Source organism: Streptomyces sp. NBC_01275, from assembly GCF_026340655.1.
Lineage (GTDB): Bacteria > Actinomycetota > Actinomycetes > Streptomycetales > Streptomycetaceae > Streptomyces.
Window position 1 is genome coordinate 4,916,653 of sequence record NZ_JAPEOZ010000001.1, and the last position, 15,411, is coordinate 4,932,063.

At 70.9% G+C, this 15,411-nt stretch carries 14 protein-coding genes; 6 read left to right on the forward strand and 8 right to left on the reverse strand.

Annotation, left to right across the window (positions count from 1 at the left end; all coding sequences use genetic code 11):
* Positions 1-75: 75 nt before the first annotated feature.
* A complete protein-coding gene (locus tag OG562_RS21655; RefSeq protein WP_266400242.1) occupies positions 76-1,053 on the forward strand; it encodes a pirin family protein in 978 nt (325 codons plus the stop codon).
* Between the two features lie 80 nt (positions 1,054-1,133).
* Here OG562_RS21655 and OG562_RS21660 read toward each other — a convergent pair whose 3' ends face one another.
* The 3 genes from OG562_RS21660 to OG562_RS21665 form a co-directional block, all read right to left on the reverse strand.
* Positions 1,134-1,484, reverse strand: coding sequence for a hypothetical protein (locus tag OG562_RS21660; protein ID WP_266400245.1), 351 nt, complete (start codon positions 1,482-1,484; stop codon positions 1,134-1,136).
* Between the two features lie 211 nt (positions 1,485-1,695).
* Positions 1,696-1,950 (reverse strand): helix-turn-helix domain-containing protein, encoded by a 255-nt coding sequence (locus tag OG562_RS46035; protein ID WP_323187540.1) that lies wholly within the window; start codon positions 1,948-1,950, stop codon positions 1,696-1,698.
* A complete protein-coding gene (locus OG562_RS21665; RefSeq protein WP_323187541.1) occupies positions 1,947-2,609 on the reverse strand; it encodes a Bro-N domain-containing protein in 663 nt (220 codons plus the stop codon). The genes OG562_RS46035 and OG562_RS21665 overlap by 4 nt, the downstream gene beginning before the upstream one ends.
* 174 nt (positions 2,610-2,783) lie before the next feature.
* Here OG562_RS21665 and OG562_RS21670 point away from each other — a divergent pair, with 174 nt between their 5' ends.
* Complete coding sequence (locus tag OG562_RS21670; RefSeq protein WP_266400248.1) at positions 2,784-3,815, forward strand: AI-2E family transporter; 1,032 nt, start codon at positions 2,784-2,786, stop codon at positions 3,813-3,815.
* Positions 3,816-3,856: 41 nt separating this feature from the next.
* Here the strand turns inward: OG562_RS21670 and OG562_RS21675 are convergent, their stop codons facing one another.
* Positions 3,857-5,995, reverse strand: coding sequence for a SpoIIE family protein phosphatase (locus OG562_RS21675; RefSeq protein ID WP_266400251.1), 2,139 nt, complete (start codon positions 5,993-5,995; stop codon positions 3,857-3,859).
* A gap of 156 nt (positions 5,996-6,151) precedes the next feature.
* On the opposite strand from OG562_RS21675, the gene aspS reads away from it, so the two are divergent.
* Both aspS and OG562_RS21685 read left to right on the forward strand, forming a co-directional pair.
* The gene (aspS, locus tag OG562_RS21680; protein ID WP_266400253.1) at positions 6,152-7,915 is read left to right on the forward strand and encodes an aspartate--tRNA ligase; all 1,764 of its coding nucleotides are present in this window, start codon (positions 6,152-6,154) and stop codon (positions 7,913-7,915) included.
* Between the two features lie 173 nt (positions 7,916-8,088).
* Positions 8,089-9,051, forward strand: coding sequence for an intradiol ring-cleavage dioxygenase (locus tag OG562_RS21685; RefSeq protein ID WP_266400255.1), 963 nt, complete (start codon positions 8,089-8,091; stop codon positions 9,049-9,051).
* A 150-nt stretch (positions 9,052-9,201) separates the two neighbouring features.
* Here OG562_RS21685 and nadD read toward each other — a convergent pair whose 3' ends face one another.
* Positions 9,202-9,843 (reverse strand): nicotinate-nucleotide adenylyltransferase, encoded by a 642-nt coding sequence (nadD, locus tag OG562_RS21690; RefSeq protein WP_323187542.1) that lies wholly within the window; start codon positions 9,841-9,843, stop codon positions 9,202-9,204.
* 273 nt (positions 9,844-10,116) lie between these two features.
* Between nadD and OG562_RS21695 the strand changes: the two genes are divergently transcribed.
* Positions 10,117-10,557 (forward strand): hypothetical protein, encoded by a 441-nt coding sequence (locus OG562_RS21695; protein WP_266400260.1) that lies wholly within the window; start codon positions 10,117-10,119, stop codon positions 10,555-10,557.
* Positions 10,558-10,625: 68 nt separating this feature from the next.
* Here the strand turns inward: OG562_RS21695 and OG562_RS21700 are convergent, their stop codons facing one another.
* Positions 10,626-10,913 carry a hypothetical protein gene (locus OG562_RS21700; RefSeq protein ID WP_266400262.1) on the reverse strand — a complete coding sequence of 96 codons (288 nt, stop codon included), beginning with the start codon at positions 10,911-10,913 and terminating at the stop codon, positions 10,626-10,628.
* 118 nt (positions 10,914-11,031) lie between these two features.
* On the opposite strand from OG562_RS21700, the gene OG562_RS21705 reads away from it, so the two are divergent.
* Positions 11,032-12,057 (forward strand): intradiol ring-cleavage dioxygenase, encoded by a 1,026-nt coding sequence (locus tag OG562_RS21705; protein ID WP_266400265.1) that lies wholly within the window; start codon positions 11,032-11,034, stop codon positions 12,055-12,057.
* 57 nt (positions 12,058-12,114) lie between these two features.
* Here OG562_RS21705 and OG562_RS21710 read toward each other — a convergent pair whose 3' ends face one another.
* Positions 12,115-12,789: a hypothetical protein gene (locus tag OG562_RS21710; RefSeq protein ID WP_266400266.1), complete on the reverse strand. Its 675-nt coding sequence runs from the start codon at positions 12,787-12,789 to the stop codon at positions 12,115-12,117.
* A 70-nt stretch (positions 12,790-12,859) separates the two neighbouring features.
* Positions 12,860-15,373 carry an FG-GAP-like repeat-containing protein gene (locus tag OG562_RS21715; RefSeq protein WP_266400268.1) on the reverse strand — a complete coding sequence of 838 codons (2,514 nt, stop codon included), beginning with the start codon at positions 15,371-15,373 and terminating at the stop codon, positions 12,860-12,862.
* Between the last annotated feature and the right edge of the window lie 38 nt (positions 15,374-15,411).

The following is a 15,411-nucleotide window of genomic DNA, read 5'->3' on the forward strand; positions in this document are numbered from 1 at the left end:
GTCGCTGTCGTTCTGGGTGGCAGGAAGTTCAATCTTCAACTACAGTGGACGTACGTCGCCCTAGGAGGTACCGACATGCCTGCAGTCACCGTCGAGAACCCGCTGGCGCTGCCGCGCGTGGCCGCGTCGGCCGACGCCGTGGCACGTCCCGTGCTCACCGTCACCACCGCGCCGAGCGGTTACGAGGGCGAGGGCTTCCCGGTGCGCCGCGCGTTCGCCGGGATCAACTACCGTCACCTCGACCCGTTCATCATGATGGACCAGATGGGCGAGGTGGACTACGCGCCGGGAGAGCCCAAGGGCACCCCCTGGCACCCGCACCGCGGCTTCGAGACCGTCACCTACATCATCGACGGGATCTTCGACCACCAGGACAGCCAGGGCGGCGGCGGCACCATCACCAACGGCGACACCCAGTGGATGACGGCCGGCTCCGGCCTGCTGCACATCGAGGCCCCGCCGGAGCACCTGGTCATGTCCGGCGGCCTCTTCCACGGCCTCCAGCTGTGGGTGAACCTCCCCGCCAAGGACAAGATGATGGCCCCGCGCTACCAGGACATCAGGGGCGGCAACGTCCAGCTGCTGACGTCCCCCGACGGCGGCGCGCTGCTGCGCGTCATCGCCGGCGAGCTGGACGGCCACGCGGGCCCCGGCATCACCCACACCCCGATCACGATGATCCACGCCACGCTGGCGCCGGGCGCGGAGATCACCCTGCCCTGGCGCGAGGACTTCAACGGCCTCGCCTACGTCCTCGCGGGCAAGGGCGCGGTGGGCGCGGAGCGCCGGCCGATCAAGCTGGGCCAGACGGCGGTCTTCGGCGCGGGCTCCTCGCTGACCGTCCGCGCGGACGAGCAGCAGGACTCGAACACGCCGGACATGGAGGTCGTCCTCCTGGGCGGACAGCCGATCCGTGAGCCCATGGCCCACTACGGCCCGTTCGTCATGAACACCAAGGACGAGCTGATGCAGGCCTTCGAGGACTTCCAGAAGGGCCGGCTGGGGACGGTTCCGGCGGTCCACGGGATGACGGAGAGCGGTCCGGACGCGTGAGGTAGGGCGACACAGGGGAGCCCCGTCCTTGAGGACGGGGCTCCCCTGTGTTTGTACCTACGTCGGCGACGGCGTCGGTGTCAGCGAAGGAAGACGACCGAGCGCAGCGTGAGCCGGTCCGTGGCGGGACGCCCGTGCGGGCGCAGCGTCCAGGAGTCGCCCGAGCAGTCCGGCTCGGTGAACACCAGCGCGGTCTCGTCGGTGTCGTTGTGCGGGGCGAACGCGGGCTCGGACGCGCCCGGGTCGGCGACCTCCGGGAGGGTGACGCACTCGCCGCTGGCCGGGTCGTGCAGGGTGGCCGACTGAGGCTGCCCGTTCAGCCCGACGAACTTGTAGCCGAAGTCGCCGGTCGCGGCATGAGCGGGAGCGGCCAGAGCGGCGGTGAGGGCAAGGGCACCGCAGACGGCGGCGAACGAGTGCCGGAGACGCACGAAAGTTCTCGTTTCCTGAGGGGGTGGGTGAGTTGGATCACCCGCACCTCTAACCTCCGGCCGGGGCGCGTATGCGGCGGGCGGGAGCTGGAAGGTTTCTCTTTCGTTCATTTCACCCATGTGGATCAGCGGGGATCCGATACGGTACGAGAGGGCCCGAAGCCGCAACTTAGTTTTGCGACTTCGGGCCTGTCTACGTCAGCGGGTTCGACTACGGCAGCACGTAGACCGGCGCTCCGTCCGCAGTGCAACCGGTCTGCCGTACGCATCCCCGCTTGAGCAGCATGCGCAGACAGTCGTGCACCCGGTCCTGCGACAACCCCGTACGGGCGACGATCTCCTCCACGCGGTAATGAGCCTCACCGCGCGCCAACGCCGGGGCCAGAAGCGCGGCGACGGCGTGGACGTCCTCCGTGACAACGAGGTTCTTCGCCCTCCAGCCGGCGAGGATCTGCTGAGGCGTCAACTCCTGTACGTGTGGTCGGGACGCCTGAGGGACTCGGCGATGTCCCGCAGGGCGTCGGCCATCAGGCTCTGGCTGTGAGTGATGCGCCGCAGCAGATCATTGCGCTCCTCCTGGAACGCCACCAGCATCTCGTCCGCCCGGATGTTCCGCTCCTCCAGTCGCACGATGGCGTCGGCGACCTGGTGGGGCATCACATACGCGGTCCCGCCGGTGGGGGCGGGCTGCACGGGGGCCGGTTCCAGAGAGTAGGAACCGTCGCGCTGGATGGTGGCGATGACTTCGGAGACCCACGTCTTGAAAGGCTGGGACTCGGGTTTCGTGCAGGCGATGACCAACCGGATCAGGCCCTGGAGATTCACGAGATTCATGTCTCGTCGCCACTCTCGACCTGCGGGAATGTCGAGAGTGTGCCGCTGGAGCACACTCTCGACACTGTCGAAGTTCACTGTGTCGGCGATGTTCCGCAGAGTGGAGCCGACATGGGTGTACCCCAGGTTCTTGCACACGTCCACGGCCGGGAACCAGTGGATCCCGTCCGGCATGGTCAGCCTCCGCACCCGCGCCCCCGTGGCCGCGAACACGAAGTCGCTGATGTCGATCGCGTCCTGCTGCTGTGCCGCCGACTGGTCCGGCGGCGGTGTGTTGTTCTGCTCGTACATCGAGCGTCACCTCCTGCTCGGACGGTAGGCATATGCCGGAGCAACTCATGTCCGTAGTACGGACGTTCACCCGTTAGGGGATTGATGCATCGATTCTGCGCACGGGGTGACGGTCCGTCACCCGGTCGGCTGTCCGCGCAGGACAAGCGCAGCGGCCCGTGATCCGCTGGAGCCGTGCAGCTGCTCCCCGCGCCCGTCCGCCGTCTCGCCGCCTGGTGCGCCGTCGTCCTGCTCGTCTCGGGCGTGGGGTACGTGGGGATCCGGCTGTGCGCGGAGTTTCGTACGGCGGTGACGCCGGTGCTGCTCGCGTTGCTCGGGACGGCGTTGCTGGGGCCGTTGTACCGGCGGCTGGTGCGGGCGCGGGTGCCGAGGTCGTTGGCGGCGGGGTTGACCTGTGTCGCCGTCGTGGCCGTGGTCGGCGGGGCGGTGTACATCGTCGTCGCCGCGCTGATCGACACCGGGGACGAGATCGTCGCCTCGCTCAAGGACGCGGCGCAGGGGGTCGCCGATCACTTCGGGGCGGCCGGGACCTCGCTCGACGATCTCGCGACCAACGCGAAGGAGCTGCTGACCAAGTTCGGGGGGACGGCGGCCTCCAACGTCATCAGCGGGGTCAGCATCGTCGGCGAGAGCATCGCCATGGCCGTACTGGCGCTGCTGCTCGTCTTCTTCTTCCTGCGCGACTCGCACCGGGCGGTCGACACACTGCGGGCGATCGTCCCCGGCGGCAGCGCGGACACGGCGGAGGCGATGGCGCGGCGGGCCTTCGAGGCCGTCGAGGGGTTCATGCGAGGGACCACCCTCATCGCGCTGATCGACGCCGTCTGCATCACCGTAGGACTGCTCGTCCTCGGCGTCCCGGGGGCCGTCGGGCTGGGCGCCCTCGTCTTCGTCGGGGCCTATATCCCCTACCTCGGGGCCTTTCTCTCCGGCGCGGTCGCCGTGCTCGTCGCGCTCGCCGACCGGGGGTTCGTGATCGCGCTGTGGGCGCTCGGGGTCGTGCTCGCCGTGCAGGTGCTGGAGGGGCATGTGCTCCAGCCGATGATCCAGAGCCGGACCGTGCAGATGCATCCGGCGCTCGTCATGCTCGCCATCACGGGCGGGGCGTCCGTGGCCGGGGTCCTCGGGATGCTGCTCGCGGTACCGGTGACGGCGGCGGCCTTCGGGGTCTTCGGAGTGCTGCGGGACCGCTACACGGGCGGGTAGCAGTCACGCGCGCGTGTGTCGTAGCCGTACGGCCCTGTCGTTCAGGGTCTCTCGTAGATCTCGAACCAGATGCTCTTGCCCTGGCCCCTTGGTGCGACGCCCCAGATGTCCGCGAGGAGTTCGATGAGGATCAGGCCGCGGCCGGAGGAGGCCAGTTCGCCGGGGCGGCGCTTGTGGGGGAGGTCGTCGCCGGCGTCGGTGACCTCGATGCGGATGCGTCGCTCGCCGGGGGCGCCGGTGATCTCGGCGACCAGGAGCGCGTCGGCGTCGGTGTGCACGAGGACGTTGGTCAGCATCTCGGAGACGAGGAGGACGGCGGAGTCGACCTGGTCGTCGCTGGGCCAGTCGTGCAGCAGCTCGCGCAGGTGCTGTCGGGACACGGCGACGCGTTCGGGTTCGGCCTGCGCGACCGTCAGCACCGTGCGTCGCACGGGCGTGCGGACCGGCGCCGTCGCCGACGCCGTCTGGCGGCTCAGCAGCAGGACGGCGATGTCGTCCTCGCGGCGGTCGGCGAGGGGGCCGATGGTGTGGTGGGAGGACGGGCCGTGCACGGCCTGGACCACGGCGTCGGCGAGTTCCTCCAGGTCGCCCTCGTGCGACTCCAGGATCTTGCGGACGCGCTGCCAGCCGGTGTCGAGGTCGTGGCCGCCGGTCTCCAGCAGGCCGTCGGTGGACAGCAGCAGCGTCTCGCCGGGTTCCAGGGCGAGCCGGGTGGTGGGGTAGTCGGCGTCCGGGTCGATGCCGAGCGGGAGTCCGCCGGCCGTGGCGCGGACCAGGACCGTGCCGTCGGCCATGCGGACGGCCGGGTCGAGGTGGCCGGCCCGGGCGGTCTCCAGGACGCCGGTCACCGGGTCGACCTCTATATAGAGGCAGGTCGCGAAGCGCAGGTCGGCGTCCTCGCCGTCGTGCGCCTGGTTGATGCCGTGGAAGAAGCCGGAGGCGCGGGAGAGGACGGCGTCGGGGCGGTGCCCTTCGGAGGCGTACGCCCGCAGGGCTATGCGCAGCTGGCCCATGAGGCCGGCCGCCCGGACGTCATGGCCCTGGACGTCCCCGATGACCAGCGCGAACCCCCCGCTGGGGAGCGGGATCATGTCGTACCAGTCGCCGCCGACCTGGAGGCCGCCGCCGGTGGGGATGTAGCGGGCGGCGAGGGTCATGCCCGGTATCTCGGGGCCGAGGGTGGGGAGCATGGAGCGTTGCAGGCCGTCGGTCAGCTCGCGCTGGGTCTCGGCGTCGCCGGCGCGGGCGAGGGCCTGGGCGAGCATGCGGGCCACGGTGGTGAGGACCGAGCGTTCGTCGGGGGTGAAGGCGACCGGGTAGGCGAAGCCGGCCATCCAGGCGCCCATGGTGCGGCCGGCGACCGTCAGCGGCAGGAACGCCCACGAGTGGCGGCCGAAGTGCGCGGCGAGCGGCCAGGTGAGCGGGTAGCGGGCCTGGTACTGCTCGGGGGAGGAGATGTAGACGGCCCGGCCGGTGCGGACGACTTCGGCGGCCGGATAGTCCGTCTGGAGGGACATCTGGGAGAAGGGGTCCTCGTCGCCGGGCTGCTGTCCGTGATGGCCGATGATCGTCAGCCGGTCGCCCGTGACGCCGAAGACCGCCAGTCCGTCCGGTGAGAAGCCCGGCATCGACAGGCCCGCGGCGACCCGCAGCACCTCCTCCGTGGACCGTGCCTCCGCCAGCGCCCGGCCCGCGTCCAGCAGGAACGCCTCCCGCGAGCGACGCCAGTCGCCGGTGACGGCGGTGCGTCCGGCGGGGGTGCCCGGGCGGGGCTCGGTGACCTCCTGGAGGGTGCCGATCAGCTCGTAGGCCTTCTTGACCGGGTCGAAGGACGGCTTGGAGCGGCTGCGGACGACGCGCAGGACTCGCCCCCGCTCGTCCATGATCCGGATGCGCACCTCGGCGAGGGTGCCCTCGGCGACGGCGAGCTGGACCACTCCGGTGATCTCGTTCCAGTCGACCGGGTGCAGCCGGGCGCGGGTCTGGGCCTCCGTGAGGACGGTCTCCCTGGTGGTCCCGTCGGTGGTCCCGTCGCCGGTCCCGTCTGCGGGCAGCCCGAGGAGCCGGGCCGCCTCGGCGTCGACCGTGACCAGCCCGGTGGCCGTACTCCAGTGCCACAGGCCGGTCGCGAGGGAGGCCAGGACCTCCCCCACGGCGGGCAGCGGCTCGCCAGTGCGCATTGCCCCACTTTAAGAAGACGCGATCGGAAAGTGCCACTGATCGCCGGATCGGTATTGAGGGGAGGTGATCAGTGACTGCCCGGTACGCTGGGGGTTGTTTCATGCGTTGTTTCACGTGAAACATGCCCCCGATCCGCGAAGACTGGATGAACGACGATGCATCGGTACAGGTCCCACACCTGCGGCGAGCTCCGCGCCTCTGACGTCGGCACCGACGTCCGGCTGAGCGGCTGGCTGCACAATCGGCGCGACCTGGGCGGCATCCTGTTCATCGATCTGCGCGACCACTACGGCATCACGCAGCTGGTCGCCCGTCCGGGCACGCCCGCGTACGAGGCCCTCGACAAGGTGACCAAGGAGTCGACGGTCCGCGTCGACGGCAAGGTCGTCTCGCGAGGTACGGACAACGTCAACGCGGACCTGCCGACCGGTGAGGTCGAGGTCGAGGTCGGAGAGGTCGAGCTGCTCGGCGCCGCCCAGCCGCTCCCCTTCACCATCAACACCGAGGACGGGGTCAACGAGGAGCGGCGCCTGGAGTACCGCTTCCTGGACCTGCGCCGCGAGCGCATGCACCGCAACATCATGCTGCGTACGTCGGTCATCTCGGCGATGCGGCACAAGATGACGGCGCTGGGCTTCAACGAGATGGCGACGCCGATCCTGTCCGCGACCTCCCCCGAGGGCGCCCGCGACTTCGTCGTACCGTCCCGTCTGCACCCGGGCAAGTTCTACGCGCTGCCGCAGGCCCCGCAGCAGTTCAAGCAGCTGCTGATGATCTCGGGCTTCGACCGCTACTTCCAGATCGCGCCCTGTTTCCGGGACGAGGACGCGCGTGCGGACCGCTCGCCGGGCGAGTTCTACCAGCTCGACGTCGAGATGAGCTTCGTCGAGCAGGAGGACGTCTTCCAGCCGATCGAGAAGCTGATGACCGAGCTCTTCGAGGAGTTCGGCGGCGGGCGGCACGTCACCTCCCCCTTCCCGCGCATCCCGTTCCGCGAGTCGATGCTGAAGTACGGCTCCGACAAGCCGGACCTGCGGGCGAAGCTGGAGCTCTTCGACATCACCGACGTCTTCGCAGGCTCGGAGTTCAAGGCCTTCGCGGGCAAGCACGTACGCGCCCTGCCGGTGCCGGACGTCTCCGCGCAGCCCCGCAAGTTCTTCGACCAGCTCGGCGACTTCGCGGTGACGCTGGGCGCGAAGGGTCTGGCCTGGGTGCGGGTGGCCGAGGACGGCTCGCTGACCGGCCCGATCGCGAAGTTCCTCACCGAGGAGAACGTCGCCGAGCTGACCAAGCGCCTGTCGCTGGCCGCCGGTCACGCCGTGTTCTTCGGCGCGGGCGAGTTCGACGAGGTCTCGAAGATCATGGGCGCGGTCCGCGTCGAGGCGGCCAAGCGCGCCGGCCACTTCGAGGAGGGCGTCTTCCGCTTCTGCTGGATCGTCGACTTCCCGATGTACGAGAAGGACGAGGAGACCGGCGCGATCGACTTCTCGCACAACCCGTTCTCCATGCCGCAGGGCGGCCTCGAGGCCCTGGAGACCCAGGACCCGCTGGACATCCTGGGCTGGCAGTACGACATCGTCTGCAACGGCGTCGAGCTGTCCTCCGGCGCGATCCGCAACCACGAGCCGGAGATCATGCTCAAGGCCTTCGAGATCGCGGGCTACGACCGTGACACCGTCGAGGAGAAGTTCGCGGGCATGCTGCGCGCCTTCCGCTTCGGCGCTCCGCCGCACGGCGGGATCGCGCCGGGCGTCGACCGCATCGTCATGCTCCTCGCGGACGAGCCCAACATCCGCGAGACGATCTCCTTCCCGCTCAACGGCAACGCCCAGGACCTGATGATGGGCGCGCCGACGGAGCTGGAGGAGGCCCGGCTGAGGGAGCTGCACCTGACGGTGCGCAAGCCGCAGCCGAAGTAGATCCGACCGGAGATCTGAGACCGGAGATCTGAGACCGGCGATCTGAGACCTGAGACCTGAGACCTGAGAGTGGCTCGGAACCGACGACGGTTCCGGGCCACTTTTGTGTTCCACGGAAACTGACAGCCCTTCCTTATGCTCCTGACAGCTTTCCTCCCTAGCGTCCCGGCTTCATGACGGGAACTCAGAAACCACACAGCGAACGGGAATTGACGCGCCGGACGGTCGTCGCGGTCGGTGCGACCGGCGTCGCGGCAGCGGGCCTGGGCGGCACCGCGTTCGCAGCGGGCGCCTTAGGCGAGGAGAAGGGCGGCAGAGGCGTGCCGGCCGGCACGTCGACCGGCACGCCGGCCGAGGACGGCGTCTGCTACCGGCTGACCTCGGAGGCCGTCGAGGGCCCCTACTACATCGACGCCGACAAGATCCGCCGGGACGTGACCGAGGACCGCGAGGGCATTCCGCTGGTCCTCGCCCTCAAGGTGATCGACTCCGAGACCTGCAAGCCGATCCGGAACGCGGCCGTCGACATCTGGCACTGCGACGCGGTGGGGGTGTACTCGGGGTACGAGGACATGGGCAGCGGCGGTGGAGGCGGCGGCCCCGCTCCCACGGGTGAGCCCCCGACGGACGCCCCGACCGGCCCTCCTCCCGGCGGTGGCGGAGGCGGCCACGCGGAGCCGACGGACGACACCCGCTATCTGCGCGGCACCTGGCGTACGGACCGGCACGGCCATGTCACTTTCAAGACGGTCTTCCCCGGCTGGTACCGGGGCCGTTGCGTCCACATCCACACCAAGGTGCACGTGGACGGCGAGTGGACCGACGCCGGCTACGAGGGCGGGCACACCTGCCACACCGGGCAGTTCTTCTTCGACGAGGAGTCGGTCCTGGCCACGGCGGTGGTGGAGCCGTATGTCAGCAACACCGCCGAGCGGACGACCCTGACCGAGGACACGATCTACGACCAGAGCGGCACGACGGGCGGCCTGCTGAAGCTGCGCTACGACAAGCGGAACATCGCGAGGGGGGTGCGCGCGTCGCTGACGGTCGGCGTCGACCCGGACGCCACGCACGACGGCCAGGACGCCCCGCCGCAGCCGAGCGCCTCGGCGTCCCCTTCCGCGTCGGCCTCCTGACGCCGTCGCCTTGACGCCGCCTTCCTGACATCGGATCGGCTTGACGAGGTCCTCTCCCCCGCCGCTTCCACCGCGGCGGCGGGAGGGGACCGTCGCCGGCCACGACAGTCCTGCGGGACGACGCCTCCCTGTGACGCAGTACGACGTGACTCAGTACGACTCCTGGTGCACCGCGCGATCGAGGTAGAGGCCGCGCTCGGCGATGTAGGCGGCGACGCCGTCCGGCAACAGGTGACGGACGGGGCGTCCGTCGCGTATGCGGGCCCTGATCTGGGTGGAGGAGATCCGCCACGGGCGCGGGGACGCGGGGACGTACAGCCCCGACCGGGGCAGGCGGCCGGGGTCCGGTACGTGGTCGGCCCGGCCGCAGACCACCAGTCGGGCCAGTCGGGGGATCGCCTCGGCCTGGTGCCACTGCGACATTCCTTCGGCGGTGTCCGTTCCGACGATCAGGAACAGCTCGGCCTCGGGTCCCAGTCGACGGCGGAACTCCTGGAGCGTGGGCACGGTGTGGCTGGGGCCCGGCCGGTCGAGTTCGACGCGGCTGACGGAGAGCAGCGGATGGGGCCGACAGGCGATCGCCGCCATCGCGAAGCGGTCCGCCGAAGGCGACACCGCACGGGGATCCTTGTGGCAGGGCTCGCCGGTCGGAACCAGGACGACCTGGTCGAGGCCGCACGCGGACGCCGCCCTGGAGGCGTTGTGCAGATGTGCGCGGTGGATGGGATCGAAGGTTCCTCCCATGATGCCGATCCGCAAGGCCGGCGCACCCCCCAATGCGTCCTGCGGCAACCCGGCAACATCCCATGCGCACAGGGAGTTTGGCGTTACGTCACCACGCGTACCCGATCACGGTAGCGCGCGCCGTCCGCCGGGGGTCGCGGAGGGATGGGGAGGGGCGCGGGCAGGAGACGGAAAGGCGCTGTCCGGGGCGGGGCACTCCCTCTTGGCCGCCTCACCGGAGCCGCACAGGAATCACGAGGGGTGCCCACAGTCGGTTGGCGTCTCATGGGGGCGTAGGCCGGCGAAGGTCGGTGGGGCAAGGGGCAAGGGAGGAAGCCGGCCATGGGCACGGGGTTCATGATCATGCTGTCGGTGATGCTGATCGTCGGCGCGGTGGTGGGGGTCGTGGCCCAACGTCGCGCCCAGCGCGGCCGCCGCCCGTCCGACCTGGACGCGGAGGCGGAGGCGAACCACTGGCTCGTACGGCTGGGCGGGGGGCTGGTCCCACCGGACGTACGGGTGTGGGTGGACGCGGACGAGACGGCGGGGCGAGCATTGACCGACGCGGCGGAATGTCATCGCGCGGCGCGGGTGCGGCTGGCCGCGGCTTCTACGGCGGGGGAGTACGCGGAGGTCACGCGGGTGGCGAAGGAGGGGCTGGAGCACTTGCGCGAGGCCCGGACAGCGCTTGGCCTCGGCCCGGTCCCGGTCCCGGCCACGTCCGGCAGCGAGGCCGCCAGGCGCTCCGCCGTCGGAGCAGGGGTCGCGGCTACGTCTGCCTAGGGCGGGGGAAGCCGTCCCGCTCTGCCCTGATCAGGTCTTTGCAGTCCGTTGTTGGGGCGGAGGAACGTTCAGGCGACGGCGTTGGTCAGGTCGCACCAGATGTATTTGCCGGCGCCGACGAGGTTCTTGTGATCCGGTTGCTGGACCCAGCCCCAGCCGTCGGAGCAGGTGCGGACGAGTGTCAGGCCACGGCCGGATTCCGCGTCCCAGGGGTGTCGCGGGACGGACAGACCTCGCTGCTCCTCCGCGAGAGCGACGACCCTGCTCGAATGCTCCTCCTCACCCCCGCCGCCCCTGCCGCCCTCGCCGCGCTTCTCCGCACCCTGGTGGAGCACAAGTAAGGCGAGCCTCACCATGCTCTTTACTGGAATCAGGCCAGAAAAAGACCCTTGTCCGGCCCCTCTTTTACCTTGCCTTGGAATTCCATAGGTCTCTCCCACGCCCCTGACAGGCCGGGCTCCTAGCTTCACGCTCATGACGGGAAACACAGGAAGCACAGGAAACACCGAGAACAGCGCGAGCGCCGAGAACGACCAGCAAGGGCCCAAGCACAAGCGTGATCTGACCCGCCGTAAGGTCGTCGTCGCCGGTGCGGGCGCCGTCGCTGCGGTCGGGGTCGGCGGGTCGTTGGCCGCGGGCGCCTTCGCCGGGGAGGCGAAGGGGAAGAAGGCCACCGCCTCGGCCAGTGCCGGCGAGGTCTGCTACAAGCTCACCTCCGAGACCACGGAGGGCCCGTACTACATCGACGCCGACAAGCTCCGCCGGGACATCACCGAGGACAAGGAGGGCATCCCCCTCACCCTCAGCCTGAAGGTCATCGACTCCGAGACCTGCAAGCCCATCCGGAACGCGGCCGTCGACGTCTGGCACTGCGACGCGCTGGGCATCTACTCCGGCTACGAGAGCCTGTCCACCGGCGGTGGGGGCGGCGCTCCGACCGACGCGCCCTCCGGTACCCCGACCGACGTCCCGACCGGCACTCCGACCGGTGAGCCGCCCTCCGGCGGCGGCGGTGGCGGCGGGCACGAGGAGCCCACCGACGACGAGCGCTACCTGCGCGGCACCTGGAAGACGGACAAGGAAGGCCGGGTCACTTTCAAGACGATCTTCCCGGGCTGGTACCGCGGCCGCACCGTCCACATCCACACCAAGGTGCACGTGGACGGCGAGTGGACCGACGCCGGCTACGAGGGCGGGCACGCCTGCCACACCGGGCAGTTCTTCTTCGACGAGGAGTCCGTGCTCGCCTCGGCGGAGGTGGCGCCGTACTCCACCAGCACCACGGAGCGCACGACGCTCACCGAGGACACGATCTACGACCAGAGCGGCACGACGGGCGGCCTGCTGAAGCTGCGCTACAACAAGAAGGACATCGCCAAGGGCGTGGTGGGTTCGATCACCATGGGCGTCGACCCGGACGCCACCCATGACGGCACCGACGACGCGGTCCAGCCGGGCGCGTCCGCCACGACGTCCGCGTCCGAGTCGGCGGCCTCGTAGCAGGGCTGACGTCGGCCGTCTCACCCGTCTTCACGTGTCCCGCCCGCCTCACCGGTCTCACTCGTCCGGTGACGCCCCCTCCTCCAGCAGTCGTTCCGCGATGTCCGTCGACCAGGACTGGGCCCAGGCCCGCAGGTCGGTGATGTCGTCCGCCGCCAGGCCGTAGGCCGTGAACGCCGTGTCCGGGTAGTGGTCGGTGCCGGTGAGGCGGGTCTGGAGGGTCGGGAGGTCGAAGTCGTCGCGGGCGTGCCGGCGGGCGAGTTCCTCCAGGTCGGGGTGGGTGAAACGGGCGGACGCCGCCCTCGCGTCGATCAGGTCGACGGCCAGTCCCCGGTCGTACAGGGCACGGATCTTCGTGCCCACCGCGTCCTGGAGGGAGAGGGCCGGGCCGTACGGCGTGAGGGCGGGCGGGCTCCAGAGGGTCTCCTTGTGGAGGGCCAGCTGGAGCCCGACCTGCGTCTCGGGGTCCTCGACCGTCAGATGCGCGGACAGCGGGTCCGTGTCCCGGACGCTCACCTCGCGGCCGCGGGAGGTCAGTCCCGCGCTCAGCGTCCCGGCGATCGTGCGCATCGGCTCGGCGCTCTCCGTCGCCAGGTCCACGTTCGCGTGGGGGCGTCGGAGCAGGCCGTGGGCCTGGAGGGCGTAACCGCCGGCCAGCGAGAGGGAAACGGCCGGGGCGGTCACGCCGAAGACCTCGGCGAGGAGGCGGAGGTGCGGTCGGAGGAGGTCCACCGAGTAGTCGTAGCAGGAGTGACGGCCGTTGCGGGCGCACGACCCGGATACGCCCGCCCCCTCATTCCCGTCAGGACAGGGACTTGTAACCGCCCCAGCCCGTCCCGAGCAGCGTCCGCGTCCCGAACGACCCCTTTCCGTCGCCGTACTGGCGGTACAGCTTGCCGGCGGTGTCGCGGGCGACGAGGTCGGCCTTGCCGTCGCGGTTGAGGTCGCCGACGCCGACGACGGCGTTGTAGGTACCGCCCCAGTTCGCGGCCACCTTCACCCGCGCGCCGAACGTGCCCTTGCCCGTCCCGAGGTACCGGTACAGGTTGTCGGCCTTGTCCTGGGCCAGCAGGTCGCCGGCGCCGTCCCCGTTGAGGTCACCGGCCCCGACGACCTTCTTGTACGTCTTCCAGTCGGCGTACAGCTTCACGCGCGCGGCGAGTCTGCCCGTGCTCGTGCCCTTGTACAGGTACACCGTGCCGGTCGAGCTGTTGCGGGCGATGACGTCCGGGCGGCCGTCCTTGGTCACGTCTCCCGGCGAAGTGAGCACGTCGTACTGGTTCCAGCCGCTGGTGGCGAGCGTGGTGTACGACGTCGTCGGCTTCAGGGCCGCGCCGCAGGCCGGCTTGTACAGGCGCAGCGCCCCACCGGCGAGGCGGACGAGGACGTCGTTGCAGCGGTCGCCGCTCAGGTCGCCGACCGGGACGGCCTTGGCGGACGTGGCCCAGCCGGTGCCGGTGAGCTTGCCCGAGAACGTGCCGGCGCCGGTGCCGTACTGGTAGGTCAGGCCGCCCGAGGAGCTGAGGGTGAGCAGGTCGCCGGTGCCGTCGGGGGTGGCCGAGGCGCCGCCGAAGTCGTGGGCGAGGGCCGCGCCGTCGGTGACGGTCACCGTGCCCGAGGCCAGCCGCACGGCCGAGGACGCGCCGTCCTGCGTGGCGTGCAGGGTCCAGGTCAGGGGGCCGTTGGGGGCGTAACTCCCCGATGCGGTACGGCCGTTCCAGCTCGCGGCGACCTTCAGGCCGTCGGCGGAACCGGAGAGGGCGCGTACGGTTCTGCCCGCCCGGTCGGTGAGGGTCACCGTCCATGCCGAGGTGGGCCTGCTGAGCTGCCAGGTCGGCGCCCAGGCGGTGCCGGTGGTGGCGGTGCCCTTCAGCGGGGCCGCCGCCGGGACGGCCGAGCCGCTGACGGCCAGCGCCGGCCAGGCGGTGCGGGAGGCGTACAGCCGGTCCACGTCGTTGCCGCTCGCGGTGCCGGACCAGACGGCGGTGGCGGCGCCGTCGTCGCCGACCGAGATCCGGCCGCGGACGAACGCATCGGCCGAGCCCGGCAGTGGGGCCGCCGTCGACCAGACGCCGTCGCTGCGCACGGACTCCATCAGTACGCGGCCGCCGCTCCCCTGGGTCCACAGGGCGTGGACGGTGCCGTCGTCGCCGATCGCGGTGTCGTACTGCTCGGGCACATACGCCGTCGACAGCGTCCGTACGGCCGACCAGACGCCGGTGTCCGCGTCGCGGGTGGCGGTGCGGGCGCCGAAGGTGGTGGTGTAGTCGACCCAGACGAGGGTGACGTCTCCGTCGGGTGCGATCAGCGGCTCGGGGGTCTCGGCCAGATTCTCCGTGGCGGTGACGGACCCGGCCGCGGACCACGCGCCGTCGGCGGCGCGCGTCGCGGTGAGGAGCGCCGAGTCCTCGGAGGCGTCGGTGCCCTTCCAGGCGAGGGTCACGGATCCGTCGTCCGCCGCCGCGATCTCGGGAGCGCTGACGGACTGGTAGGCGCCGCTCGCCGCGACCGGCGTGCTCCACTCGGCGGCGTCGGCCGCCCGGGAGACGGCGCGCAGCTGGGCGGACTCGCCGGCCGTCTGCTTGTAGACGACGACCGTGGCGCCGTCGGAGGTGACGGCGACGCTCGGTGCGGAGGCCAGGTCGGCCCCGTCCGCGGTCGCGGTGCTGACCCGCACCGGCGCGGACCAGGCGCCGTCGGCGCCGCGGGTGGCGGTGCTCACCTCCCACTTGGCGGCGCTGGAGGCCTTGCTGCCCCAGACCGCGGTGAGCGTGCCGTCGGCCGCCTCGGCGAGGTCGAGGCCGCCGTCGCCCCGGGAGGCGTCGGCGCCGACGAGTGCGACGGGCGTGGACCAGCCGGACCTGTCGGCCGCGAGCACGGAGCTGACCAGCCGGCTCTCGTTGTGGCCGTCGTACGGCGCGGTGGAGTTCGGGAACTCCCACCACACCGCGGTGACCGTGCCGTCGGCGGAGACGTGCACCTTGACGCTTCCGGCCTCGGTCGGCGTGGTCGCCAGCAGCGCCGGCGTGCCCCAGGCGTCACTGCCGGCCGGGCGTACGGCGGCGTGGAGCCTGCGCTCGTTGCCGCTGGCGCCCGCGAACTGGTTCCAGACCGCGACGGCGGACCCGTCGGCGGCGGTGACGACGTCCTGCACGGAGGCGGTGACATCGGTACCGGTGATGGCGGTGGCCGTCGTCCAGGGGACGACCGGCGCGGCGGCGGCCGTCGACGGCAGCACCACGCCTCCCGCGACCGAGAGCGCCACCGATGAGATCGCGACCGCGAGCCGGCGGCGTGACAGGGCGAAGCTGCCCACGTGTTCTCACCTCCCGTCGAAGGCCCCCGCCTTCGCAC